Origin of the sequence: Terriglobus sp. RCC_193 (genome assembly GCF_041355105.1) — a bacterium.
GTDB lineage: Bacteria > Acidobacteriota > Terriglobia > Terriglobales > Acidobacteriaceae > Terriglobus.
The window spans coordinates 1,956,451-1,982,349 of record NZ_JBFUPK010000001.1; the positions used below are offsets into that span (position 1 = coordinate 1,956,451).

At 55.1% G+C, this 25,899-nt stretch carries 24 protein-coding genes and 1 tRNA gene; 21 read left to right on the forward strand and 4 right to left on the reverse strand.

The annotated features are described in order from the left end of the window. Positions 1–68: 68 nt before the first annotated feature. Entirely contained in the window at positions 69–1,187 is a 1,119-nt protein-coding gene (locus AB6729_RS08180) for a DUF481 domain-containing protein (protein ID WP_371081086.1), read from the reverse strand. 321 nt (positions 1,188–1,508) lie between these two features. Between AB6729_RS08180 and AB6729_RS08185 the strand changes: the two genes are divergently transcribed. The 5 genes from AB6729_RS08185 to AB6729_RS08205 all read left to right on the forward strand — a co-directional run bounded on the left by AB6729_RS08185 (position 1,509) and on the right by AB6729_RS08205 (position 4,941). Then, a complete protein-coding gene (locus AB6729_RS08185) occupies positions 1,509–2,159 on the forward strand; it encodes a response regulator (protein WP_371081087.1) in 651 nt (216 codons plus the stop codon). Between the two features lie 233 nt (positions 2,160–2,392). Continuing rightward, positions 2,393–3,076, forward strand: a complete 684-nt coding sequence (locus AB6729_RS08190; protein ID WP_371081088.1) for a lipid-binding SYLF domain-containing protein — start codon at positions 2,393–2,395, stop codon at positions 3,074–3,076. A gap of 159 nt (positions 3,077–3,235) precedes the next feature. Next, a tRNA-Leu gene (locus AB6729_RS08195) sits at positions 3,236–3,322 on the forward strand. Positions 3,323–3,458: 136 nt separating this feature from the next. Further along, on the forward strand, positions 3,459–4,412 hold the full coding sequence (locus tag AB6729_RS08200; RefSeq protein WP_371081089.1) for a hypothetical protein: 954 nt from the start codon (positions 3,459–3,461) through the stop codon (positions 4,410–4,412). Between the two features lie 67 nt (positions 4,413–4,479). Further along, positions 4,480–4,941: a hypothetical protein gene (locus AB6729_RS08205; RefSeq protein WP_371081090.1), complete on the forward strand. Its 462-nt coding sequence runs from the start codon at positions 4,480–4,482 to the stop codon at positions 4,939–4,941. A gap of 7 nt (positions 4,942–4,948) precedes the next feature. Here AB6729_RS08205 and AB6729_RS08210 read toward each other — a convergent pair whose 3' ends face one another. Continuing rightward, positions 4,949–5,740: a tyrosine-type recombinase/integrase gene (locus AB6729_RS08210; RefSeq protein WP_371081091.1), complete on the reverse strand. Its 792-nt coding sequence runs from the start codon at positions 5,738–5,740 to the stop codon at positions 4,949–4,951. A gap of 743 nt (positions 5,741–6,483) precedes the next feature. Between AB6729_RS08210 and AB6729_RS08215 the strand changes: the two genes are divergently transcribed. The 16 genes from AB6729_RS08215 (at position 6,484) to mobF (ending at position 23,720) form a co-directional block, all read left to right on the forward strand. Then, positions 6,484–7,500 (forward strand): LysR family transcriptional regulator, encoded by a 1,017-nt coding sequence (locus tag AB6729_RS08215; RefSeq protein ID WP_371081092.1) that lies wholly within the window; start codon positions 6,484–6,486, stop codon positions 7,498–7,500. A 121-nt stretch (positions 7,501–7,621) separates the two neighbouring features. Then, on the forward strand, positions 7,622–7,957 hold the full coding sequence (locus AB6729_RS08220) for a TrbC/VirB2 family protein (RefSeq protein ID WP_371081093.1): 336 nt from the start codon (positions 7,622–7,624) through the stop codon (positions 7,955–7,957). Between the two features lie 57 nt (positions 7,958–8,014). After that, complete coding sequence (locus AB6729_RS08225; protein ID WP_371081094.1) at positions 8,015–8,317, forward strand: VirB3 family type IV secretion system protein; 303 nt, start codon at positions 8,015–8,017, stop codon at positions 8,315–8,317. Between the two features lie 503 nt (positions 8,318–8,820). Continuing rightward, a complete protein-coding gene (locus tag AB6729_RS08230) occupies positions 8,821–10,806 on the forward strand; it encodes a VirB4 family type IV secretion system protein (RefSeq protein WP_371081207.1) in 1,986 nt (661 codons plus the stop codon). Between the two features lie 14 nt (positions 10,807–10,820). After that, entirely contained in the window at positions 10,821–11,582 is a 762-nt protein-coding gene (locus tag AB6729_RS08235; protein WP_371081095.1) for a TrbG/VirB9 family P-type conjugative transfer protein, read from the forward strand. Positions 11,583–11,616: 34 nt separating this feature from the next. Further along, entirely contained in the window at positions 11,617–12,885 is a 1,269-nt protein-coding gene (locus tag AB6729_RS08240) for a TrbI/VirB10 family protein (RefSeq protein ID WP_371081096.1), read from the forward strand. 7 nt (positions 12,886–12,892) lie between these two features. Continuing rightward, complete coding sequence (locus AB6729_RS08245; RefSeq protein ID WP_371081097.1) at positions 12,893–13,183, forward strand: hypothetical protein; 291 nt, start codon at positions 12,893–12,895, stop codon at positions 13,181–13,183. 46 nt (positions 13,184–13,229) lie between these two features. Next, entirely contained in the window at positions 13,230–14,033 is an 804-nt protein-coding gene (locus AB6729_RS08250; protein ID WP_371081098.1) for a hypothetical protein, read from the forward strand. A 132-nt stretch (positions 14,034–14,165) separates the two neighbouring features. Then, positions 14,166–14,915, forward strand: coding sequence for a type IV secretion system protein (locus AB6729_RS08255; RefSeq protein ID WP_371081208.1), 750 nt, complete (start codon positions 14,166–14,168; stop codon positions 14,913–14,915). 9 nt (positions 14,916–14,924) lie between these two features. After that, the gene (locus AB6729_RS08260) at positions 14,925–15,611 is read left to right on the forward strand and encodes a VirB8/TrbF family protein (protein ID WP_371081099.1); all 687 of its coding nucleotides are present in this window, start codon (positions 14,925–14,927) and stop codon (positions 15,609–15,611) included. Positions 15,612–16,123: 512 nt separating this feature from the next. Then, entirely contained in the window at positions 16,124–16,519 is a 396-nt protein-coding gene (locus AB6729_RS08265; RefSeq protein ID WP_371081100.1) for a single-stranded DNA-binding protein, read from the forward strand. A gap of 65 nt (positions 16,520–16,584) precedes the next feature. Beyond that, positions 16,585–17,535 (forward strand): CpaF family protein, encoded by a 951-nt coding sequence (locus tag AB6729_RS08270; RefSeq protein ID WP_371081101.1) that lies wholly within the window; start codon positions 16,585–16,587, stop codon positions 17,533–17,535. A 24-nt stretch (positions 17,536–17,559) separates the two neighbouring features. Beyond that, entirely contained in the window at positions 17,560–17,874 is a 315-nt protein-coding gene (locus tag AB6729_RS08275) for a hypothetical protein (protein WP_371081102.1), read from the forward strand. Positions 17,875–18,051: 177 nt separating this feature from the next. Further along, positions 18,052–18,429, forward strand: coding sequence for a ribbon-helix-helix protein, CopG family (locus tag AB6729_RS08280; RefSeq protein ID WP_371081103.1), 378 nt, complete (start codon positions 18,052–18,054; stop codon positions 18,427–18,429). Beyond that, entirely contained in the window at positions 18,429–20,387 is a 1,959-nt protein-coding gene (locus tag AB6729_RS08285; RefSeq protein WP_371081104.1) for a type IV secretion system DNA-binding domain-containing protein, read from the forward strand. The genes AB6729_RS08280 and AB6729_RS08285 overlap by 1 nt, the downstream gene beginning before the upstream one ends. Positions 20,388–20,390: 3 nt before the next feature. Then, positions 20,391–23,720, forward strand: coding sequence for a MobF family relaxase (gene mobF, locus AB6729_RS08290; RefSeq protein WP_371081105.1), 3,330 nt, complete (start codon positions 20,391–20,393; stop codon positions 23,718–23,720). 22 nt (positions 23,721–23,742) lie between these two features. Here the strand turns inward: mobF and AB6729_RS08295 are convergent, their stop codons facing one another. Together AB6729_RS08295 and AB6729_RS08300 are read right to left on the reverse strand one after the other, a co-directional pair. Next, positions 23,743–24,849, reverse strand: a complete 1,107-nt coding sequence (locus AB6729_RS08295; RefSeq protein ID WP_371081106.1) for a hypothetical protein — start codon at positions 24,847–24,849, stop codon at positions 23,743–23,745. A gap of 44 nt (positions 24,850–24,893) precedes the next feature. After that, positions 24,894–25,841 (reverse strand): restriction endonuclease, encoded by a 948-nt coding sequence (locus tag AB6729_RS08300; protein WP_371081107.1) that lies wholly within the window; start codon positions 25,839–25,841, stop codon positions 24,894–24,896. Between the last annotated feature and the right edge of the window lie 58 nt (positions 25,842–25,899).

Genomic DNA, 25,899 nt, shown 5'->3' on the forward strand with positions numbered 1-25,899 from the left:
AGCTATCGGCGCACACCTTCGCGTACCACTGGCAGATTTGCCAGATATGTATCCACCGCCTTCCGCCTTTAGCGGAACGACCAACCCACTGTCAGCGAAGTTCCCAGATTGTTCGTGGGCGCCGACACCGTAGGGCGGTTGTCATAGTTGTCATAAAAGCTGCCGCGAACATAGAAGTCTTTGTAGAACTTCACGTAGACGTCCTGGTTCAGCGTCATTCTCACTCGCCCCCCCTGCGTAAGACTGGGGTATACCCACACCGTGGTATCAAAATCTGTCGAATCGAAACGAAAAGTGGAATACTGCATAGCCCATGCTGAATCCAAACTGTTGGATCGCGGTGACGCCGCGGCTGAGGAATCATTTTCAATGGTGTAGGCGACACCGCCAATAAAGGTAAGGTCCGTTTTGTTGCTGATAATTGGACGCATCGCAAGCGCCGCTCCAAGAGATGTCCGCAGATTGATCTTCTGCGCTGAACTGGAAAGGAAGTTGGCGATTCCACCTGCTGCCCATCGCGTTCGTCGAAGCTGCGCGAAGTATTCCGTTTTGATATCCGTTTGGCGTGTATTGCTGGTTTCCAACTGACTCGTAAACTGTGTGCTCACAGTCACGCCGATGACCCGTTTCACTGTTTGTGAAAACAGGTTTCCCTGCAGTGTTGCCTGCTTCTGAGAGTTCGATTGGGCAAAGTTCATGCCTAAATCAATATCGCCACGCCAACTGCGAAAAAATCTCGCATCGGTTTCTTGAATGCTTACCACCAGGCCATGAGGAACAGATGCAGATGCAACCCCTTCCACCACGAGCATGGAATCGATTGAGTCTTGATGTATCGTCCCGCTGAACGTTCTGCCGTGGTTATCAATCACAACGAACGATTGCTTTGATTGAAGCGTCGCAATGCTCTTCCAATCAAGGACCACCGTCGAAGTTGCGTTAGGCTGCTTGATGGTAAGCTCCCCCTTTTCAAGAGAGCGGATCTCACAGGTGATCATGTCGCCATTCTTCAGCGTAATGGTGTCGTTTTTCTGCCTGTTCGAAGCAAAGGCGGGCGTTGCGAACACCACGATGATGAAGATGACTGACCAAATGCGAAACGAACGACAGACCGCGTGCAATCGCTTATCACCGCTCAGTGCAGCACAACGCATCAGTCTGCCGTTCCCGAGAACATTGATAACCACTGCTCCCTCCTGCTGGATACGGCGACTATGGAGTGCACATGCCATGCGGGTGCAGCAATATCACATTGCAATTCTGCTTCAGTCACTACTGCCAGTTCTTACAGGTGCAACTCGCTCCATGAGTGCTATGCTCAGTGGTCAAGTAACAGGCAGTTCAAAGATGGATGATGAACGTGAACGTGGCTCGCGTGGGCGTTTTCGTTTCTTTCACCTATTCATGTCGACTGTATGGGATTAACAGTCCGCCCGGTTTCCCCTGACGCGGTCATGCAGGCAAGAGCGAATGCGGAATGATTTCGAGGTGGGAGAAAGGGGTACACCGTGAATCGGCCTGGTGTTCTGATTGCGGACGACCATATCCTCATCGCAGAAGCGTTGCGAGCGCTTCTCGAACCGGATTTCCAAGTTCTGGACCTTGTCCATGACGGCAAAAAACTACTGTCACGTGCCGTAGAGCTGAAGCCGGAAATTGTGATTCTTGACCTTGGCATGCCACTGCTGAATGGTATTGATGCTGGTCAACAATTGAAAAAAATGCTGCCACGGACAAAGTTCGTTGTCGTCACCATGAATGAAGATCCGGATGTAGCTTCCGTCGCGCTCCACAACTGGGCCTCGGGCTATCTTCTGAAGAAATCCGCTGGCACAGAATTAAAGCTCGCACTCGACTCTATCCTGCGCGGAAGAACGTACGTCACACCTTCCATCGCACAGCCCCTCATGGATGAATTTATTCGCAATCCGAAACCAATCAAGAATAAGGAGCTGACACCACGCCAGCGCGAGGTGCTACAACTTCTGGCTGAAGGACGCTCCATGAAAGAAGCCGCAGCCATTCTTGATGTTGCGGTACGCACGATTGCATTTCACAAATACAAAATCATGGAAGAATTTGGCCTGAAGAGTAACGCGGAACTGGTGCGCTTTGCTCTTAGCGAACGCCTGGTCGCAGAAGATCCACGGTTCTCCTGAATCACTTAAGAAATGGGGTGGCGAACGTGGTCGCAGCCTGCTGTTGCCTGCCTTGTCTCCCTTTGATTTCGAGGCTGGACCTATCAATAGCTATTAGAGTTTTCGTTTAGTTCATTGATACGTTTCAAACGTTATCCTGCATGTTTTGCCAGTATTGCTGGCAAGAACTATCCCGATAGTGTGTGCAAATGAAGAGTTCGCTTCTGAGGAAGCAAATGGAGAGAGGCCTGTACATGAAAACATATCGCGCACTTCTGCTACTTATTCTTGGCACGGCGCTTCCCGCGCTTGCCCAAAACAAAATGGATGATCGTCTCGGTAACTCAGCCGAAGTACTGCGCCAGATGCTTTCCCGCGAGAATGCCATCCCGAAGACGTATCTGGATCGTTCCGTGTGTGTACTTGTCTTCCCGGCCGTTAAGAAAGTAGGTGTGGGTCTTGGCGTTACTTACGGTCGTGGCGTACTCGTCTGCCGGACAGGAACGGAGATGAACGGCCCTTGGTCTGCTCCTGCCATGTACAAGATCGACGTGGGCAGCTTGGGCCTACAGCTTGGCCGCACGGAGACGGACTACGTCATCCTTCTTGAAAACAAGAAGAGTGCTCTCAAACTGCTTACCGGCAAACTGAAATTGGGTGCCGATGCGACCGCAGTTGCCGGCCCGAGCGGTGCTAAGGCCGTGGGTGCCAACGACACAAACTTTGATGTGCTGACATACTCTCGCGCAAAGGGTGGTCTCTTCGCCGGCGCTTCTCTCGGTAGCGCATCGATGGCCACCGACGACGACGCGAATAAGGCAGTGTATGGCAAGGACATCACAGCAACGGAAATCGTCCGCGAAGGCGGCGTGACAGTCACCCCAGCTGGCAAGCCCATCATCAAAGTCCTGACAACCGCTTCCCCCCGCGGCCGTTAACCACAACGCATTGGAGCGCGAGTAGGCCGAGTCGATACCCGGCCTACTCGCGCTTTTCTTATCGCCCGACGAATACGAAACTTGGGCTTAAGCCATGTTTGCAGCACCGCTCCCTTTGATGCGATACTTGTGTTCTCGCCCACAACCCAAAGAGCGAGCGCCGGGATGGCGGAACTGGCAGACGCAGCGGACTCAAAATCCGCCGACCGCAAGGTCGTGGGGGTTCGACCCCCCCTCCCGGCACCAACTGACAACAAAGGACTTACGCGACTTTGGCCCCTCGAAAATCGGGAGGCCAAAATTGTTTGGTGGCTGTTTTGGTGGCTGTTGTGTAAAGCACGCGGTTCCGAACATCATAGAACTAAGAGCCAGGAGCCGAGACGTGGACATCGAGACCCTACCAATCAATCTTCCAGACTCACTTTCGAAAGACTTGGCCGACGAAGTTGGTACAGCGATTCGAGAGCAACTCTCCGAACTGATCTCCGTGGCGGGATTCGATCTCTCTCTACTTGAAGGAGTTTCTGTACCGACCGACCTCAGACAAGGTTTGCTTGCCTTCAACTCTGGACTTGGTGACGAGCACAACTCAGGCATGAGAGATACCGTCAACGCGAAGATGGTGACGACGATGAGGAACGGACAACTTGGAGCTCATGTCTTCTTCCCTCTGTCATCGGCCACTGATCTTTGCAGTGGCGATTCTGGGTCTAGACAGACGGCTCAGTACGTACTCGCACATGAAAATGCCCATTGCCATGATCTTTTGAAACGACTGGAAGTCATGCCAGCAGATGTCCGGAAATACCCGATAGCAAATCCGCTTTCGATTTGTCTACAAGTCAGTTGGAATGAGTATGCGGCCTGCCGTCTTTCGGCATTCAAGATGCCGACAATGGTCGAAACTATGAAAGAGGGATTACGCCAAGCAGTTCAAGGCCTTAGAGGGGTCTCTAAAGTTGCTGCTCAGTCGTTCGCCCCGACGCAGGAAGGCCGCCAAGCAGCGCTGTCTATAGCCCTGGATAGTAGCGTCGCTTTTCTGCAGGCCTTTTCGTACGCGCTGGGTCACTGCAGAGGTTTGGGCATATCTCTGAACGAAAGCCTTCCCGAGAACTTCGTGTTGCTTCAGGCAAATCCCAACTGCTCCACAGCGCTTCAAAACATCGCCAATGAACTTGATGCCCTCTGGGCAGCGTATGGTGAATGGCCCGGGTTCGAAGCGTTGAACCCGCTGCTGGAGAAGATCTGCAGATTCATCTTTGTCTCCACTGGAGTTGGGATCAAAAGGCATGCAGATCAGATGAGTGTCGGCTTCGTTCCGACGGTCGGTATCTGACAAGGCACCACTACGCTGCGACAATTCAGAGATGCGAGAACTAGTAATCGATGCACTGAGAAAGTCGATGATGAAAATCGTCGATCCACGCTTTTATGAAACCGAGCGAGGTTACCAAGGAGCCCTAGTCGCGCAGCTCACGGCCCACCTCGATTGGGCTCAGTTCAGCGGCACTCCAATTGTGGAGCAGGAATATCAAAAGACACTACCTAAGCACGGGATCACGATCCGGCCAGATGTCATCATTCACGTTCCCGTAGTCCCTGGTCACCCGGAACATCGAACTCAAGGCAACTTCGTGGCCTTCGAACTCAAGAGAAGAGCTTCCACCGCCGACGCGGTGGCAGATTACGAGAGTCTGCGTTTGTTGGCTCGCAAACTGGCCTACCCTCTAACGATCTTTATAAATCTCGATTCAGAGGTTGACCACCGCGAGCAGTGCCCACCAGATATACAAGATCAGACCGTTAGCATAGCGGTTCGTTTAGTCAATGGCGCTCCGATCATGATCAGTCGCGATTTTGTCTGATCGGACATCATGGTCCCGTTGATGCAGACGAGATCCGATCGATGACTGACAGCCGATGCTCGGGAGAGAGATGGCTGTAGCGCGCAGACATCGTGATCGTCTTGTGTCCGGCTAATTCCTGAATTTCTTTGATGGATGCCCCAGCCATTGCTAGCCAAGAGCAGAATGTGTGACGGTTGGAATGCCACACGTAGCCAGAAATCTTTGCGTCTTCCAGGCATGGCACGAACCAAGATCTCGTATCAAACCTTGGTCCTTGCCTAGGGAAGACCATGTCCGAGGGCTTCGACTGCTTTTTCTGCATTGTCTTCAAAGCGGCGACCGCATCCGCATTCAGATGAACGGTGCGGGCGGAACCGTTCTTTGTCTTCGTTAGATCAATGGTCCGGCGTTCGAGATGGACCTGACCCCATGTCAGCGAATACTGCTCCGACAACCTCATACCCGTGTTCACGGAAACTTCGAACTCCGCCACATGTTCAGGAAACCGCTTCTTGATTACTTCATGAAGCGTCTCGTACTCGTCGCGACTGAGGAATCTGAGGCGACCAGCGCTCTCGCGACGGTGACGGACTTGGCGAGCGGGATTGACCGTTACCTTGCCGTTGTGAAGCCCCTCCCGATAACAGAGCGAGATGAATGCTTTGTAGCGGTTGGTCGTTGCAGCCGTCTTACAGTGCGACCGCAGCCACCGCTCCAACTCTTGTGGAGTGATCTCGGCTGCTGGGCGCGAGCCGAGATCCTTGCGAACAATCTTGGCTTTGCTGATGTAGCTGCGGCGGTCCTTGTGATCGGCCACATACTCAAGAGCATCATCGATCAATTCAGAGAAGTGGAGAACCTTGCTGTCTCGGAGTTCAGGTAGCTTTCTGCCCGCAATCGCGTCGGCCTTGCGACTAACGTACAGCTTGTTCGCATCGGACTTCCGTCCTACCTTTTCACGATGCCGCTTCCCCTCAACGTAGTAATTGATCCACCAAATCCCACTTCCTACGGGATGTTCGTAAACACCTCTCGGCATAAGCCCTCCGATGGCTGTTTGTGCGGATAGCACAAATTTGCTAGTCCTATTTTACAGCCAAAGTCGAAGTAGAGCCCTAACCAGCTAGGCGCTGCGGGTGATCCGAGCGGGAAAACTTCTGAAGTTCAATCATCGGTATCAGTACCCGCGCACCGATCCTTCGCGTCAACAGCTGCTTGGTGGAGACAAGGTAATCGAGAGCGCGGGGACTGATCGAGAGAAGGCCAGCAGCTTCTCGTTTTCCCACAAGAAGCGGATCGACTTTACGGGCTTCTGCACGGGCAGGTGGCTTTTTTCCAGGCTGAAACTCATCACGCATAGGGTTGCACCTCAGACAAATCTTGCGGCAAGGAACTGACCAAGTCCAATTCATTTTGGGAATACCGCCATCGCTGGGAGAGATGACTAAAGGTTGACGACTTATGTCCCCTTCGTGGAAAATTGTTAACGCAGTCTTGACAGCTTGTCCGATTTGTCTCTCAGTTTCGCCTCGCACCCTAGTGAGCATCGAGGAGGGCCCCATGAGTGATTACGATCAGCTTGAGTTTCGCCATCTGAAGTACATCCAGGCAGTCGCGGAAACGCGGTCGTTCAGCGCGGCAGCTACGGTCGCCAACACGACCCAATCGAACATCAGCACACAAATAGCCCATCTCGAAGGCCTCTTCGACATCGAGATTTTTACTCGACATCGCGATGGCGCGACGCCTACTCCCTACGGCGAAGTTCTCGTCGCTTGCGCGCGAGACCTGCTGCAGGTTCGTCAAGATGTCATCGACATGTTGAGGGCCCTGCGCACGGGCGAGATCACTCCTCTCAAGCTCGGCTACTCATCTCTTGTAGGGAAAGAAACCCTGCACACGCTGATCGAAACTACACACAATCTCTTCCCGCACTGCGAGATATTCTCAGAGGGCGATGAGATTCAAAACCTTGAGCAGAGAGTCGGTTCCGATGAGCTCGACGGCGCTCTAGTCACGCTTCCGATAGAGCACAATTCCGACCTAACGACTTGCATAGTTGCCAGAGAAAAGCTCCTCGTCTGTATGCGTTCGGACGACCCATTGGCGGAGCATGAAGCAATCCCCACACATCTCCTGAACAATCGCGTCAGCATCTTTCAGTTCCCAATGGTTCATCGTCCCGCGTACCGCAAGATGCTTGAGTTATTGAGTGCTGTGGGCATCACTCCCAAAGACAACAAGCCAACGACAAATGTTGAGCACATTCAATGGATGGTTCAGCAAGGCCAATGTCTAGCTTTCTTCAGAAGCGGAACTCGCCTGTTGCCAGGTCTAATTCTGAAGCCCGTTCACGGTGCGGATTGGACGATGGACACGGCGCTAGTTCTGAAGCCTTCATCGCAACATCCCGCTCTCGCGTTGCTCCTTCGCGAACTGCGAAAGAGAGCGCGGGAAATCGGCTCTCTCTGGGCACCCAAGAAACCTGAATCCGCAGACGCTGTTACCAAGCGGAAAGGTCCGAAGTCGGTGCGCGCTAAAGGCACTGGGGTCCTGCCGCTGTTTGAGGCTAGTTGAGGACCGACAAGGACGCCATCTCTAACAGAGATGGCGGTATCAAAAAGAAGAATTGGACGACGAGATAACTCCGGCCTAAGGTCTCGGCATACCCGACTGGTTCCAGTCGAAGGAGGTGCCAATGTCCAGCCGTATTCGTGTCCGCATTCCTGCCAGAACAGTTGCACAGGTACACCAATGGATTCGCTCCATGGGTGGTTTGTTGCTTCTGGTAATCCTCGTCCCTCTCACAGCACAAGCTCAGTCCGGATCGCCCTTCGATACCGGATTCTCCAATATGCAAACCCTCTTCACGGGAACCGTGGCGAAGGTCGCCTCGCTGATTGCAATCGTGATCGGTGGCTACCAATTCGCACACGGCGAGCCCGGTGCGAAGAAGGCACTTGCTGGCGTGGCCGCCGGCACGGGGATCGCTGTCATGGCGACCAACGTTCTGTCGTGGCTCTGGGGCTCCTAAGCCAGAACTCTCCCAGCCTGCATTCAACCGTTCACGCCACTACAAATCGAGGGGCTTATGTCAGACCAATCCCGAAACACACGTCGCCGAAATCGGGTGTTCAAGAGCCTGCACAAGCCCCTCACTTATCTCGGGGTCGAACGCACCTTGTTTTTCTTCGTCTGCGTCTCCGCAGTCGGCGCGTTCAATCTCTTCAACTCTCTCCTCGCAGGTCTCGGAGTCTTTATCGGAGGCTTTGCCTTCGGCCATTGGGTTACAAACACCGACCCGGCCTACCTGCGGATCCTCGCGAAGTCCGAGAAGTTCAAGACCCGCTACGACGCTGCCAAGCAGCGTGTACCGATGGTGGAGGTGCGCTGATGTTCAACATAAACAAAGCAATCAAGCCGTGGCGAGAGACAGCCGAACTAAACGACCACATCAGCCTGTACGGCTTTTGGAACGAAAGCGTGTTCGTCACCAAGGCCGGTGACGTTGGAATGGTGCTGAAGGTCGAGGGTGTGGACTACGAGAGCCTGGACCAATCCGAACAGGAATATGCCGTCAAACGTCTGGAAGCGGCGATGAAGGCATTTGGGCCCGGCATCCGCATCTATCAATACCTCTTCAAGACCAACCGCCCGGATATCCCGTTCGCCCATTATGACGATGCTGTTGTGGATGCAGCGATCGACCAGCGTAGGACATTCTTCGACGGCAAGCGCGACCAGCTCTTTCAAGTGGAGATTTTCTACGTCGTCCTATTCGAAGGCCAGAGAGCGAAGCGTGGCATTGGGGCCGGACTCGCGATGCTGTTCCGCGATCCCGCAGCCGGCGTCGCAGAACTGAGAAGTCAGTTCAGCAGCGGAAGCATGAAGACCTTGATGCGTTCGCAGGTTGCATCTTCCGTCGCTCGTCTCGAACAGCGTGTTCAAGTTTTCGTTCGTCAGCTCCAGGACTTCGTCCAGATCGCTGCCCTCGGACAGCAGGACCAATTCACTTTTTTCCGCCGTTTGCTCAACTTCGATGACTGGCGCATCGCGGGTGCACCGCAAAGCAGCCAGTTTCTCGACTATCAGGTCGTCAATTCTTCCATCGAAGCGGAACGGGATCATCTGCGAGTCGCCGACCACTTCGTACGCCTCCTTACGATGAAAGAAGCCATCACGGAGACGAAGCCGCTGGTGCTCGACGCTCTGCTCAAGATTCCAACCAGCTTCATCGTCTGCACCGAATGGGCTCCCTTGTCTGCCGACAAGGCTCGCAAAGAAGTGACGAAGAGGCGTCGCCACTTCAATGTCTCCAAAACTGGATTCGTGTCTCAAATGGGCAACGACGCGACGCAGACCAATCCCCGTGATGTGTTGGTGGATGAATCGAAGCAGGCTGACATCGAGAATCTAGGAGATTGCCTTCGCGTGCTGGGCGAGGGACAGTCGCTGGGTGACTTCTCCCTGACCATCCTGCTTTACGGGAAGACACAGCAGGAACTTGATGGGCTTGCGGGCGAGTTCGCCGGTATCTTCACCACGGCTGACGGCAATCTCTACGCCGAGACCTACAACCAGCTCAATGCTTACTTTGCCATTGTTCCGGGCAACTACGCGCTGAACATGCGCCGCATGTACCTGCTCAACAGTAACTATGCTGACCTATCTTTCTTGTTTTCGATTCTGCCGGGAGAGAAGCACAATGCCCATCTCGGGGCCGAATACCTGGCTGTCTTGGAAACCGACAACAGCACGCCCTATTTCTTGAACCTTCATAACGGAGAGGTCGCGCACTCCCTCGTCCTTGGCATGACCGGTTCCGGGAAATCATACTTCGCCAACTTCCTATTGCAGAACGCGCAGAAGTATCAGCCGCAGACCTACATCTTCGACATCGGTGGCAGCTTCCAGTCCTTGACGACGATCTTCGGTGGCAGCTATCTGAACGTAGGGCGTGAGTCGAGGGACTTCACGATCAACCCTTTCTCCCTAAAGCCGACGAAAGAGAACCTCCAGTTTCTCTTCAGCCTGTTTCGTGTATTGATCGAGGGCTCAGAGGGCCGCTATAGGCTGGACTTCAAGGAAGAGCGGAAGCTGTGGGACGCAATCGAACGCACCTACGTTCTTGAACCCGAACAGCGGACTTTCTCCAACTTCGCCAACATAGTTGGCGAGTTGAAGGAGCGGTTGCACCGCTGGACAGCCAAGGGCCAATACGGGTTTGTCTTCGACAACGTCGAAGACACTCTCACCTTCAATCAGTTCCAGACCTTCAACTTTGGTGGTTGGGGAGATGCGCCGGAAGTCCTGGAGCCGCTGCTCTTCTACATCCTCCATCGGGCTTCGAACGAGATCGCGAACCCCGAGAAGCTCGCGACCTTCAAAATCTTCCTGCTTGATGAGGCTTGGCTTTTCGTCAAGAACGAAACCATTCGCAATTACATCGTTCAAGCGCAGAAGACGTGGCGGAAACACAACGCCGCTATGGTGCTGGCTACCCAGTCACTCAAGGAACTGGAGGAGTCCGGGATGCTGCAGATCGTATCGGAGAGCTGCCCCACAAAGATATTCCTCGCCAACCCTGAAATGAATCGTGACCTGTATCGAGAAGCCTTCCACTTGAACGATACCGAGCTTGAGTTGATCGCCGGTCTGGTCCCGCCCGGACAGATGCTCGTCCGCAAGGCCCAGAGCTCCAAGAAGGTTCACCTCAATGTCGATTCAGTCAGCCATTGGACTGCGACCAATAACGCCCGCGACAACCTTGTGAAGCGCGATTACTTCGCTCGCTTCGGCATTGCCGAAGGCTTGCGTCAACTTGCCAAAGACCATCCGTTCCGGCCGCGTTCGCTGGCCGTCACCTCAACCTCAACCCGGTAGTCAAGGAGTGTCCTATGAAGCGCGTCCTCATCTCTTTCGTCCTCGCTCTCACAGCCAGCGTCTCCGTGTTTGCGCAGGAGAACACAGGAGCCCGTAGGGTCTCCTACCACTCCCAGGACATCATTCCTATCCGGGCCAAGATGAAGTACAGCACCCTGATCGAGGTGCCTTCCAGCGAGAAGATCATCCTCGCAGCTACGGGCGACAAAGAATTCTGGGCTGTAGACGTGGTGAACAACGATTGCTTCATCCATCCTGCAAAGGCCGGCATCAGCACCGACCTTCATCTGAAGACGGACAAAGGCAACGACTACACCTTCACACTCCAGGACATCTCCGGCTCTTCTGTTCTTCCAGACTTGAAAGTTCTGGTAGAGCCAGCCGATCACTCTTCGCTCGTCGCTTCGAGTGGCCCGGCAGAGTTCGTCCCGGCTGCGCAGCTTGAGCAGTCGAAGGCTCAGTACGCCGCTCTGCAGTCGCACGTCACGCAAGCCGTGGATGAGTTCAAGAGCGACTACCAAACCAAGCTGCGGTTCGATTACAAGTTCAACGCCATGAAAGCGCCGTTTGATATCGAGTCGATCTATCACGACGACAAGTTCACCTACATAACCACGAAGGCCTCCGAGAAGTTTGCTGTCTACGACATGAAAGATGGCAAGCCCAATCTGGTCAGTTATGACCTTCGCAACGGGACGTATGTGATTCCCATCGTGATGGACAACGGTTACGTGCAACTCGGCAAGAAGAAGATGAGCTTCACTCGCAAAAGCTAACCATTCATCAACAACCCGCAGGAAGGAGTGAGCCATGTCTGACCCAATTAAGTCGCAACCGTCTCTTCAGTCCAAGGTGTTCGATCCGAAGGGCGTTTTCCGAAAGAACACGAAACCGCTTCTCTATCTTGGGGCAGCCGCCCTCGTCATCATGGCAGCGATCTTCAGCTCCTACGGTAAAAAGACCACTACCTCAGCAGCGTCGAAGAATGCTGCGCCGCAGCCCCTAGTGCAGGACAACACGGAGAACAACGTTCAAGACCTGAAAGACCAGGTAGACGCCGCGCGACAGAAGCAAGCGCAAGAGGCCGCAGCGCAAGCCGCGCTCGACCCCACGCTAGCTAACGCCACTGCCGCCCAAAGGACAGTCGCAGCAGGTTATGGCGCAAACGGCCAAGGCTCCTCTTGCGCGCCCGGTCAGCTGTGTCCCTATGCCTCGCAAGGCGGCGGTCAACCATCGCCAGCACAGCAAGAACGATTGCTGCTTGCGGCCAAGGAGAGCGACAAGGCGTTTGATGGGAGATTCTCTTCCAACCTCGCCTACGTCCAGCCTGCTACGCAGGAAACCGTGCGGTCGCAGGTTCCTGTCCCTCCGGCAGCAAATCCTCAGGCTGGACCCGAGTCTGCGGTTTCCGCGAGGACTGTAGGTTCGGAGGGCGCAACTCCTAAGCGAGCACCTGAAGTGAATATCGACTCGGCTTCTGGGCAGCCCTACGTGATCTATGAAGGCACAACGGTAGACACCGTGCTCATGAACAGGCTTGATGGGGACGCGGCTGGGCCAGTGAAGGTACTGGTGTCGAATCCCATCTACTCGCACGACCACCAGCACGTTCTTATCCCTGAAGGGGCCATCGCGCTTGGTGAGGCCAAAAAGATTGGTTCAAGCGGATTCGGCCAACAACGGCGCCTGGCCGTTGTCTTTCACCGGCTCATCATGCCGGACGGGTATTCGGTCGACCTTGACCAGTTCCACGGTCTGGATCAAATTGGAGAAGAGGGTCTGAAAGACAAGGTCAATAACCATTACCTTCAGATCTTCGGTGCGTCCATCGCGCTTGGAGTAATTGCCGGCGCTTCGGAGATAAGCCAAGGCGGCGCTGTACTGACAGCAAACGGTCCGGCAGTCTTCGCTAGTGGAGCCTCTGGTTCCGTCTCTCAGTCTGCCACGACGATCCTTGATCGCTTCATGCAGATTCCCCCGACCATCACGATCCGCGAGGGGCATCGCGTGAAGCTCTACATCACCCAGGACATGCTTTTGCCTGCGGTGGAGAATCACACGATTCCGCAGTCGTTCTGAGGTGCATATGAAGAGAATTATCTTGATACCCGTGCTGCTGTCTGTTGCATTCTGCGTCGGCTGCAACAACAACCAAGCCAAGCTTGACGCATTGAAGGCTCAGTACGGTCCTGCTTACAAGCAGTACTCGAATGATTGCTTAGCAATCAACGGATCGGGAGCGACTGCCATGATGGGTGGTGCTCCGTCCAAACCTCCGACTCCAGAAGCCGAAGCGGCACACAACAAGAAGTGCGCTGAGGAGTCGAAGAACGTCACAGCCCTAGAGCAACAAATCTCGGCGCTGCAGCAGAAGTAACTCCAACGCAACCGATGTCCACCAACTCAGCCTCAGGAGGCAGAGCATGAGAACTCGTTTTCTTATAACGATCCTTCTACTGTCAGTTACCGTACCTGTTGCCGCAAAGGCACAGTTCGGCTCTGGCATCGTCTACGACCCTACTCAAGCAGCCCACGCTCTTCAACAGATTGAGCAAGGGCAGAACATCTTTACAAACTCCGTCAAGCTGGCCGATAACGCCATCGCAACGTACAACGTGGTCCATCAGATGTCGATGGCTCCAAGCAGTCTCTATCAGCCATACCTCTCCCCGTGGTCGTATTGGGCAAAGCTCAACCAGGCTGCCAACACTTATGGGAACTCACAGTCATGGATGAACTCCGCAAACACGGGTTCAAACGCCTCGGCTGCCTATCAACAGGCTTCCGTGCCCCGTACTGGACAGGTCGCTGGTTACGGGAACTTGAGCCTTGCAGGACAGCAGCAAATTGCTGCGCACGGCGCAACAGTGGATCTAAACGATTCGGTTAGCGCCAGCAACCTGCAAACTCTTGGCACAATCCGGGCAAACGCGCAGCAACGGCAGACGGCAATCACCGCTTTGCAGTCGCAGACACAGTCGAGTGACCCTGCGCAGCACACGGAGTTGGCAACCCTTCAGCGCATCAATCAGGCGTTGATTCTCCAACTGCAACAACAGCAGGAAGCTAACCAAATCGCGCAGGCCTACACCCTTCAACAGATCGTCGTGCAGAAGCAGCAGCAGGACGTGATGAAGATCGGGTTTCAGCAGGCTTCACAGTTTCAAACCGGCTACACCGCCGTTGCTCCGTCTTCGTCCGGAGCCGCAGCGGCTATGCGCTACTAATTCAACCTGAGAGCGAGGTGGTATATGGATCTCTTTGCATGGATTACGCAAGCCTGCACTACGCTGACGAATACGATCAGCCCTTCGATCGATTCGATGGGGGTGCATATCTGCATCGCTCTCGCAACCATCATGCTGGTATGGTTCGGAGTCCAAGAAGCATTGGCCTCCGCCCAAGGGGGGCCGGGATTCAGTGTTGGGAAGTTCTTAAACTTTTTCATGCTCATCACGTTCGCCTACGTGATGGTGAAGTTCTACGATTCCAGCATTCCTGGGATTGGAAACTCCCTCAAGGGCTTCATTAACGGCGGCGCGCAGTACCTTGTAAGCCAGATTGGAACCGACAGTGCGGCGAACATTCTGAATCAGCTTCAGCAGGCCGAAGCAAGTTCAGGGCCGGGGATGATGTCCGCTGCGATGAATCCCTACAACGCGATCATCTTCGCCATCATTCAGGTTCTTATCTCTGTGCTGGCAGCTCTCGTGAGCGTGATCGTCGCCTACGGCGCAGTGGCGAGTTCCATAGTCGGATTGCTTGGCCCCATCTTCATCCCATTCCTTGTGTTCGACAAGCTGGAGTTTCTCTTCTGGGGCTGGCTACGAGCTTTCTTGGGCTTCTCGTTCTACAAGGTCGTTGCCGCCGCCGCGCTCAGCATCCTTTCTCAGCTGCTTACCCACTACTACGCAATGATGGGTGGCTTCGTCGATCCAGGCACGATGATCAAACAGTTTCCAGTGCTGATTCTGTTGGTGGTTGTTTGCGGCTTCATCCTGCTCAAAGTCCCGGCAATGACAGCATCTCTCTTCTCCGGTAGCACTGGCGGACACGACGCCGGCACCGGCATCCTCACCAGTCTCGCAACCACCGCAATGATGGGCTAAGGAGGGATCATGTCCAGCACAACGATGTCGCCGTCTTCCGAACTCACACGGGCCGCCGAACGCTATCTCGAATCGAACGCGGAGCCGTTGGTCCTCAACACCTACCTGAAGATCACGATTCTCTGCCTGGTGGTGGTCTGCATGGCGCTGGCCGCCGCCGTCTTCAAGAGCCAGAAAGCTCTTGCGTCTGCGAAACCGATGATTGTCCGAATCAACGACGTTGGACATGCGGAAGCGGTGGACTATCGGAACTTCGCCTACCGGCCTCAGGAGGCCGAGAACAAGTATTATTTGACGCGCTGGGCGGAGCTTTACTTCAGCCGTAACCGCTACACCATCGAGCGCGACCAAACTAGCGCACTCTACTTCCTGAATAGCGATGTACAGCGTGCCGTAATTGAGCAGGAACGCAAAGACAACATTATCGTGAACTACCGGGGGGACAGCACACTCCCGTACGTGGATGTCGAAGTAAAGAACGTCGTGCTCGACGACCTTCGACAGTCGCCCTATTCGGCAAGGATTGAGTTCGAGAAGGTGTATACGAACCCGGCGGATCACACCGAGCTCAAGCGGGAGCGATGGACGGCCAGCGTCACCTATGTATTCCGCGATCTGGTGAAGAACAACGAACTCGCGGTTGATCCTCTCGGACTGACCATCGTTCGCTTCCGCGCCGACCAGGCATTCAGCTAAAGAACCGAAGCCAAACCTGAGGTCACTTTATGTCCTTCCACGCTGCCAATCCGGCTGCAAAGCCCAACTCGTCTTCAGACGCGCCAAACCGGGCGGCAACGAGCTTCCAGACGCACGCATTCCCTTGCTCAAAGCCATCCCATCGGTGCCTCAACAGGCGGGGTGAATGGGCTGCGAAAGGTGCGGACCTCTGCAGCCGAGGAGAGATGGTTATACGTAGTCCATATTGCACTCTGCCGTCCCGTTTCCCGTCCTCTACTCGGGATCACGCTTCGGGGCCAAACCGGCGCCCTGCGGCTCGGCGTCGTTCTGCTTCGACTGCGTCGCCCCTGCGGGGTCTCGGTTCCTCCCAAAAGAAGTTTGAAGACCGCAGCAATGAACGCTGCTCAAACTTCTTTCGGGCCCCACCAAGAAAGCACTCCTTGGCACTTGGGAGCCGGGCCCACTCGCTTGGCTTCGCCTAGTGTGACCCGAGCAGGATACGGGAAATCAACGAAACGGAGATCACCACCATGTACAAGAACAACGTTCAGCTCATCGGCTTCCTCGGCAACGACGCAGAGGTTCGCACCAACGACAACCGCAGCCTTACTCGTTTGTCCCTCGCAACCAAGTCCTCCTACAAAAAGCATGGCAAGTGGATTGAGCACACCGAATGGCACAAATGCGTCGTCTTCGGGAAGCTCGGAGAGTTCGCCGGAGCCCTCAAGAAAGGCGCTCACATCCTCGTAGAGGGCGAGATCCGCAGCCGGGAGTATGACAGCACCAAGACCGGCCAGAAAGAGTCCGTCACCGAGATTCGGGTGGACTCGATTCTGAAGCTTGATCGGGCAGCCAAGGCCAGCGCAGAAGACAACGAGACCGGGGATGTCGCGGAGGACGTCCCCGCCGAGGAAGTGGCCGCTTAGGCCGCTTCCTTACAACCGGGAAGGTCGGCTGACGCCGGCCTTCCATCTTTACTGAGGCACCCGCTATGAGTTTCGAATTGATCCTTCCATTCCTTCGCCCCATTGAGCCGCTACTCCTAGACGAGAGCGTGAGCGAAATCATGGGGAATCCCGATGGTTCGTGGTGGTCCGAACGTGCAGGCATATTGCAGCGGGAGGCGAGCATCCAGATGGATGCGAACAGCCTCCGCGTCGGCTTGGAAGTGATCGCAAACAAGATGGAGAAGCGGCTCGATGCCGATTCGCCTCTGCTTCACGTTCAACTTCCAGACGGGAGCCGCCTTGCGGCGGTTCTCCCTCCGGTGTCGCGACCAGCTCCGGCCATCACCATTCGTAAGTTCACGAGTCGACGCTTCACCGTAGAAGACCTTATCGCTCGCGGAACGCTATCGCGCCCGCTTGCGGACTTTCTATCCGCACGGATCGTTGAGGGTAAGACCCTCCTCATCAGCGGCGGAACAGGAACCGGGAAGACAACCCTGCTCCGCATCCTTGCGGATGCGATCCCAGAGCACCAGCGGATCGTTGTGATTGAAGACACTGCCGAACTCGCCATCCAGAAGCCGAACATTCTGGCTGTTGAATGTCAGACCGACACCTTCAAATCGGCCGTCACGTTTGACGACCTTTTGAAGTCTGCTCTGCGGTGGCGTCCAGACCGGATCATTCTGGGCGAGGTGCGTGGCGTAGAAGCGCGAACGCTACTCGATTCTTTGAACACTGGGCATTCCGGTTCGCTCGCTACAATCCACGCGAACACTGCCGAGAAAGCTCTGCATCGCTTCGCCAATCTCGTCATGCGAAGCCATGCCCAATCGACCTTTGCCGACATTGAAGCAGAGATCGCCGATGCGGTCGACTTTGTCGTCCACATCGAGCGTGAACCAGGACGCCGGGTTGTGCGCGAGGCTCTCGCGCTATCCGGCTATGACCGTGACGCCAAACGCTTCCAGATCGAATCCGTTTTCGCAGCTTGAATCACCAATCAAAGGAGAACACCAATGCCACTTATCGAAGTTTCCACCAACCGTCAGATCAGCGCTTCTATCCGGCTGGAAGAAGTCACTGCAACCCAGGTCGATCAATACGCTGCTTTCATCAAGGCTTCGCCTGATGATGTCGTTGACAAAGCCCTTGGCTATGTCTTCTCGAAAGACCGCGACTTCCAGGACTTTCTTCGCACGGATGCTGCTCGCTCAGTTCCGTCTCTTCTGCGTGTTCGTAAGTCTCCGGTTGTACCTGAGCCTTCGACCGCTCCGAAGAAGCCTGTTTCCGTAGCGAAGCCAACAGAGTCCGCGGCGGTTCGGCAGGCATGAACCTCCATCGGAATCTTGCCCGGTACGTGAGCGGTGCTGCGCACCGGGTAAAAGTTGACACTCCACCCCTCCGAGGGTCGTGCAGTGAATCCAAATGGATTCCCTCAGGCCAAGGCAAAGAATCAACTACATAGCCGATCCTTGAATCCAGATGGATTCAAGGTCTGGAGCTCAATAATGGCGATTCTGAGCGATGAAGCAGTCATGAAAGCAGCGGAGAAACAAGCAACGCTTCGAGCCTGCAATGTCTCCGCCCGCCTCACTAAAACTGAGACGGAAAACCTAGACGCTCTCGCTCGGTCGCGCGGCCTTCAGCGCGGGGATTGCATCCGGCAAATTCTCAGAGCTGAGATTGCTCGGGCTCACGCCTCCGCAACTCCAACTCCAGAGCTGTCCGAGATCGTTGGTCTAAGGATGCTTTTGCATAACGTGCTGAAGCCTCTCATCAGCGGTCAGAAGATGACGCCCGAGACATTTGACGCGCTCGCGCAACACGTCAGGCGCGAAAAAGTACAAGCCGCAATCGAACTCTTGATACCGAATGGAGGTCGCTGATGCCGACACAATGGGGACGCAAAGAGACAGTCATCTGGCCGCCGCACTCACCGATCTACACTTACGGTGCGGCCTTTATCGCTCTGGTTCTGACCGGGCTATTTCTCTACATGCGCTTTGCTCTCGGGAACACGCCACTGCAGCGTTTCTACACGCCGATTTATCTGCGGGCGAGTGTAGCGTCAGAATTTGGAGCGAAGAGGCAAGATAAGTATCGGCTCCTCTTCTTGACCGGCGTAGAAGTAACGCCGAAGATGCCCGTCGAAGCGGATGTTCAGGACGGTTTGACGACGGCGCACGCGGAGAAGCCCATCCCTTTAATACCGAGCCAGACAGCTCTTCGTAGTGGCTTTGATGTTCTCTTTCGCGGGCCGGAAACTAGCTTTTCCGATGCGGCATTGCGTGACTATCTGAAGCGCTCAGTCTTTAGCGGCGATGCCTTGAGTTCCATCTACAGCGAACAGCTCTTATTCGGTTTCCTCGCCCTGGCGATCCAGCTCCCGTTCTCCATCCGCAAAGACATCAAACGTCGCCGGCAGATGAAGTACGGACGGCTGCTGAAAGGTCCAGTCATGCTGACGCCGACTCAGTTCAACCAAGAGATCGGCGGCGACGGCATCGGTTTCAGGACCACAGAATCGAAGGATCTGATGCGTATTCCGGCTCGCTCGGAGGCGCAGCATATCGAGCTAATGGGCGATACAGGAGCCGGAAAAACCACGCTCATCATGCAGGTGCTTCGGCAGATCGAGGAACGCGGGCACACAGCTATCGTCTACGACCCGGCCTGCGAGTTCATCCAGCGCTTTTACCGCCCGGATCGTTGCGACATTGTTCTGAATCCGCTGGATGACCGCTGCCCATACTGGGGACCGGCGGAGGAGTTGCGGAGCAAGGCCGAGGCAAAAACTCTGGCGAAGTCCCTGTATCAACCAACCGATACGCAGCGCGATGAGTTCTTTACCAAGACTCCGCAGAAGATCTTTGCTCATCTCCTTCGTACAGGCCCGACACCGCGCCAGCTCGCCGACTGGATGGCGAATCCTGCCGAGATAGACAAGCAGGTTCGCGGCACAGAGATGGCGACGATGATCGCCAAGGACTCTCCGCCGCAGCGTAACGGCGTTCTTTCTTCGCTCGGTCTAGTGGCTGACAGCCTCCGTATGCTTCCAACCTTGGAGGATGCCAAGGGGCACCGTTGGTGCGCGACAGAATGGGCAGAAACTCGTCGGGGCTGGATCTTCATCACCTCCCGTCCGACGGAGCGGGACGCTCTCCAACCGCTTCACAGCCTATGGATCGACTGGCTCGTCTTGCGGCTCCTCAGTGCGCCCAAGGAGCACCAGACACCTGTGTGGTTTGTGCTCGACGAACTCGCAAGCTTACAGCGGCTTCCTCAGCTTCACACGGCCATTACAGAGAACCGAAAGAGCAAGAATCCTCTCGTTCTTGGCTTTCAAGGCAAGGCCCAGTTGGAGAACATCTACGGGCATATCGCCGAGGTGATGCTCTCTCAGCCTGCTACCAAAATCTTCCTGAAAACCACGGAGCCAAAAGCAGCCGAGTGGGTGTCGAACGCCATCGGTAAGGTCGAAGTGGAACGAGTAAAGGAAACACATTTTGACGGGAGTCGGGCTGGCAGGAACTTCACCGTGGACCGCCAGGTTGAACCTCTTGTACTGGATTCCGAGGTGAGCGGACTTGAGGAGCGCAGGGCGTTCCTCAAGCTCGGAAACAATGTCTCGCGCTTCGCCTTCGAGTACATGGAGATGCCGATCATCGCGACCGACTTCATTCCTCGTGCGGTCGAGGACGACGCGCTCGATTATGACCCTCGGAGTCTAAGCGGTACACCGACTCCAGAGGATCTTGAGGCGGATGACGTTGAACCAACCGACGCTTCAACCTCCCAAGCTGAACCCTACGACCTTGAAAGTCAATTCGAGGCGGGAGCCTAGGTCATGCTGACGATTTCGAAACCGTTGAGCGCAGGTCAGGCTCAGACCTATCACGCCAAGGAGTTCACGGCTGCGGAGCAGAATTATTGGAAGCAAGGCAATGAAATCATCGGGGAGTGGCAAGGCCGGATGGCGGCAGGCTTTGGTCTCTCAGGCGGCGTAGCAGCCGAAGACTTTGCTCGTCTCAGCAGCGGCCAGCATCCACAAACTGAGAAGCAACTCGTCCAGCATCGTAAAGCGCAAGAGTATTCAAACGCCCAAGGCGAAACGGTCAAACCCGTTGAACATCGTGCGGGGTGGGACGCCACCTTTTCAGCGCCGAAATCAGTCTCCCTGACCGCGTTGGTAGGTGGCGATGACCGCGTAAGAGTGGCACATCGAGAGGCTGTCACTTTCGCTCTGGAACAGTTGGAGCGTTACACTCAGGCTCGAATTGGCGGCAATCATCCGCCCGAATCGACGGGCAGATTTATCGCGGGAAAGTTTGAACATGACACCGCCCGTCCAGTGAATGGCTACGCCGCCCCTCAACTCCATACTCACGCCGTCGTCTTCAACATGACCGAACGGCAGGATGGTTCCTTCCGTGCCCTTCAGCCGCAAAGCCTCTTTGCATCCCAGCAGTTCGCGACCGCTGTTTACCAATCCGAGTTAATGTTCCGGCTGAAGAAGCTCGGCTACGAGATCCAGCCAGGTAGGAGCGGTGCGCCAGAGATCAAGGGCTATTCGCCCGAATACTTGGCCGCTTCCAGCCCGCGCCGCCAGCAGATCGAAGAAGCTTTGGCGCGAAGCGGTTTTTCCAGTCCCGAAGCCGCTCAGATTGCGGCCCATACGACCCGAGATCGCAAGCAGATCATGACGCCGGAAAAGGTGCTGGCCGCGCACAGGCAGATTGCAGATGAGTTTGGGAATCAGGCCGACCGAGTCGTCAAAGAGGCCCAGGATCGGGCACAAGGTCGGCATCACTCCAACGGCCAGAAAGAGAACGACCCGCACCAGAAGGCGCGGGAGAGTGTGAGCTTCTCCAAGGCGAGAAACTTCGAAAGAGATGCTGTGATCGACGAGCGAACCATCATGCGCGACGCGTTACGTCGAGGGATGGGCGAAGTCACCTATAGCGAGGTCCTAGCCAACTTTCAGAAGCGCGAAGCGGCAGGCGAATTCCTCAAAGTCGAAGTACCGGGCCAGCATTCTGCCAGCCGGTTCACCACCCGAGACATGCTCCACGCCGAGCGCTCGAATATTGACTACATTCTGGCCGCAAAGAATACGGTCGCACCAATCATGTCGGCGGAGGCCGCTTCGAAGTTCGCCGGTTCTGTAGAGATGTTGAACCCCGCGCAGCGGCGGACGACCGAGGAAGTGCTATCCACTACTGACCGGGTTCACGGCCTTCAGGGATACGCAGGCAGTGGGAAAACCACAACGCTTAGAAGTATCCGCGAGGCAGCCGAGAGTCGAGGGTACGCCGTGGAGGGGTTCGCGCCAACCAATCGAGCTGCTAACCAGCTCAAAGAGGCCGGCGTGAGCGCTGAAACTCTTCAGAGATTTCTCGCGCGTGGCGGGTCTGCCGAAGCTGCGTCGGATCCAGCCGCAAGGCGGCTTTACATGGTGGACGAGTCGAGCCTCACCAGCACTAAGCAGATGCAAAGCTTCTTCGAGAAGATCGGATCAAATGACAGAGTTTTGCTGATCGGCGATGTCCGACAGCACCAAGGCGTAGACGCAGGAAAGCCGTTCGAGCAGTTGCAGGATGCCGGTATGAGAACGTCCAAACTCGACGAGATTATCCGACAAAAAGACGAAGGACTCCATCGTGCCGTAGAACATCTTTCGCAGGGTCAGACGGCAGACGGAGTACGCCTCTTGCGGGAGCAAGGCCGTGTGTCGGAAGCGCCCGAGCGTGCCGAGCGAATCGTGAGCATAGCCAAGGAGTACGCAGCGAAGCCAAACGGAACACTGGTCATTTCTCCGGACAACGCAAGCCGAGTGGAGCTGAACCAAGCCATCCGCGCGGAGCTTCGGGAGCGTGGTGACGTCAGAGGGCCGGATATGGAATTTACGGTGCTTGTTGCCCGTTCGGAGCTAAACAGCGAAGACCGCAAGTGGGCTGCGCAGTACCAGGTCGCAGATGTGCTGCAGTACACCCGTGGCAGCAAAGAGATAGGTATTGGGCCTTTGGGATATGCCACTGTTCGAGCGATTGACGAGCAAGCCAATCGTCTCACGGTAGAGAGACAGGACGGCCAGCAAGTCAGTTACGACCCGAAACGGCTCAGCGGGATTACGGCCTACAGAGAAGTAACGCGACCGTTCGCTCAGGGGGACCGGCTACAGTTCACCACGAACGACCGTGAACTTGGCATCTCCAATCGCCAGCTCGCCACAGTCGAGAAATCGTCACCGTCCGAAATGAGTGTTCGCCTTGATGGTGAGGAAGGACGAACGATCAACCTCCGACCGGAGCAGATGCGTCACTTCGATCACGGCTATGCCGTCACGTCGCACAGCTCACAAGGACTCACCGCCGACCGTGTCCTCATCAATGTAGAGGTTTCGGCGCATCGCGACCTTATCAATCAGCGATTCGCTTACGTTGCGGTGTCCCGCGCAGCTTACGATGTGCGGCTCTTCACCGACGACGGAAACCGGCTCGAAAAGGATCTCGCGCGGGATGTGAGCAAGTCGGCAGCCATTGAAACAAGACCCCAAAAGGAGAATACGATGAACTTCCAAAATGAGCACGCTGACAAGAGGGAGCCGAGCAAAGAACCCCAAAGAATGCCCATCGAAATCTATGCGTCTTCGCTGACTCCGGAAGTCGTTAAAGAGGACATTCGCTTCGCGGAGCGGCAGCTAGAGCAAGGGCTCTCGCGACCTGAATCAGTGAGGAACCTGACTAGTGACCACGTCCGCCGAACAGAGGCGGAGCCATCGGCACTATCCTTGGCCGAGCGCTATACAACTCACATCACGGACTTGGTGCGCCATCTTCCTGAGCAGCCGGCCGAAAAGGTCTTGGAATTCCTTCAACCGTCGCTGAATGACGTTGTCCACTGGGAACCTGCACTCAATGCTCTCGGAGCTGCTCAATCCGATTCACTCTTGTGGAGGAGAGAACACGGGGACATCCAGAGCTATCAGCAGGCCGCAGAGCCCCGAGGCTGGCTCCATATCGATAGTGCAGGACAATTCTTCAACCGGAGCGCGCAAGCAATCACGAGCGACCAGGCCTTGACTCCCTTTGGATTGACGGCTGCGGGAACTCTCGCGCAGGAACGCGGCCAAGCGCAGGACATCGGCAAACAGGCCGGAGTAGGGATGTCACTCTAAAAATCACTTCACACCCTCCTGGCTATGTCGCGCAGGGATAATGCGCCGCGCTCTTCTTTAGAAGGTTCTTAGTGAGTCCCAATGCACCGAAGTAGGCTTGCGATGACCGGGCATCTGCAAAATCGTTCAGCAATCCGTCACGGAGAATCTTGAGCAGGCTGTGCCGGATGATGAAACTGATCGCTTCCAAAAGCATGTCATACCGGCTTATATCGTCGCCGTAGATATTGGAGCGTCCCGTTTCGAAGTAGTACGCCGGGATTCGATCTCCATGGGCGATGTGATTCCGCAAGCAATAGAGGTCGCCAATGATGTCCGCCACAGTAAGATTGGGATTCGTGTAGACAGACGACAGCTCCTCTGGCGGGTAAATCGGGGTCGCGCCTCCCAAGAATGACTTAATACGCTCGCGCGCCACTAAACTCCCAGAATGTTGCGCATCCCGCGATTGCGTTGTGAACAGTGACTCAACGGCTGTTGTCCACAAGAAAAATTTCGCTCGCCAGTCGTCATTTTGGAAATGACCTGATTCGTGCATGGCAATGCACATGCGATATTTCCAAAATTCTCCGGCCATCGCTTCCCGAAATCTCGGAAGGTAAATCCGCAGCGAATGCGCATCGGCGGAGCGAAATGCCAAAGTTCGATGGCTGATCGGATTTATGACATTGTCCAATGGCGTATCGAAAGCAATCCGCGTGAGGAAGCCCTCATGGTCTATGCGACCCTCGAAAAAATGAAGATGTTGCGTGGTCGGGCGTAGTAATCGAAGACATGCAGCCGCTTCCCGAACGAGCGTGCGGGAACGGAATATAAGGTCAGTGCTGAACGCTGTGATTTTCCCTGACTCGTCAAACTCCAACTCAGGAAAGCGGTGGATGATGGCATATTTCAGGCGCGACAAACTCTCGTATGTATGCTGACCGATGAAATTTTCGAAAACATCAAACTCATCATCTCGGATGAGCGGTGAAACATCCTCTATCGTCAATCCAGGCAAAACTTCAAAAGGAAGAATGGCTGGATCGAAATCCTCATCATCTCCGCCACCTCGAAGCAATCCGGAGGAGATTCGCTCGATGGCATACAAGGAAAAATGGGTGTTGGGACTCTCCATTGCATCTTCCATTCTCCGCCTGCAGGATCTGCTGACTGGTTAGTTTACGAACTAGTTCAGAGTAGCGCGTCGTCCACCAGAGTCAATGGTTCAAGCCGATAGCGATGAAACTCCTCGGCAGTCTCGGGTAGTGCATCCATTACATCCATCGTGATAATTGCCTCGACCGCTGGGTCTGTTACCTCACGCCAGCCCGCCACCTTGCCGCGAGAGATTGCTCCGGTGTCGATCGGTGCTGTTTTGAACTGGTTGGTCGTGAAACTTCCATCCTGGTCGTTGAGCAACCCCTTGACGCTAATCGGCAGCGGACCGAGGTGTGCTCGATGAGCAACTCTCAATCTTGCGGTGATGCGAACATGACTCTGAGCATCTCTGAAATGCACAATTGCGTGTTCCGCGACCACGACAGAATGAATCCCGGATTCCTGTAGAGAGATGTCATGCATCCATTTCTGACCGAAAAGGGTGATGACCCATCCGAGATGTTCGTCTTTGGTATCGAAGACCTCCAGGAAGTGGAGGTCTTCACCGGGCAGACCCGGACAGTGATGTCCAGGCAGAGATTCAAAAGTTACGTTCCATGCTTCAAGGATGGTCGAACGTACCAAGACCGGGATGGCGACCTCGGAACTCCAATCGATGCTTTCTGTGTCGAGATATGTGCGTGTCTCTATGCCGCGATTGCGGGCCATGTTTATTGCGCCGGGCGTGAATCCAGCGCTGGAGATTAGTACGCCCTTATTTGCTTTGACATCTGTGAGTGAGCTGGCGAACTCACCAATGACGCTGACATCAATCGGGCGCGCTTCATCCTTGCATTCGACAACGATCAAAAGAGGATAATTTGCGACAGTGATACGTATCGTGATGTCGAGCTGGCGCTCAACGCCAGATTCATGGCCTACGATCTTTTCGTTGTGGGCAACGACAGCGCCCTGCGGCGCCAACTGGGAATGGATCTCATGGATGACTTTTTCGAACCGCTTCCACTTCGCTTCTGCCATGTCGTCATCGTCTCAAGATGTGTGTTGCTTGGGCAAGAGCGAAGCTCGTAAGCGCATG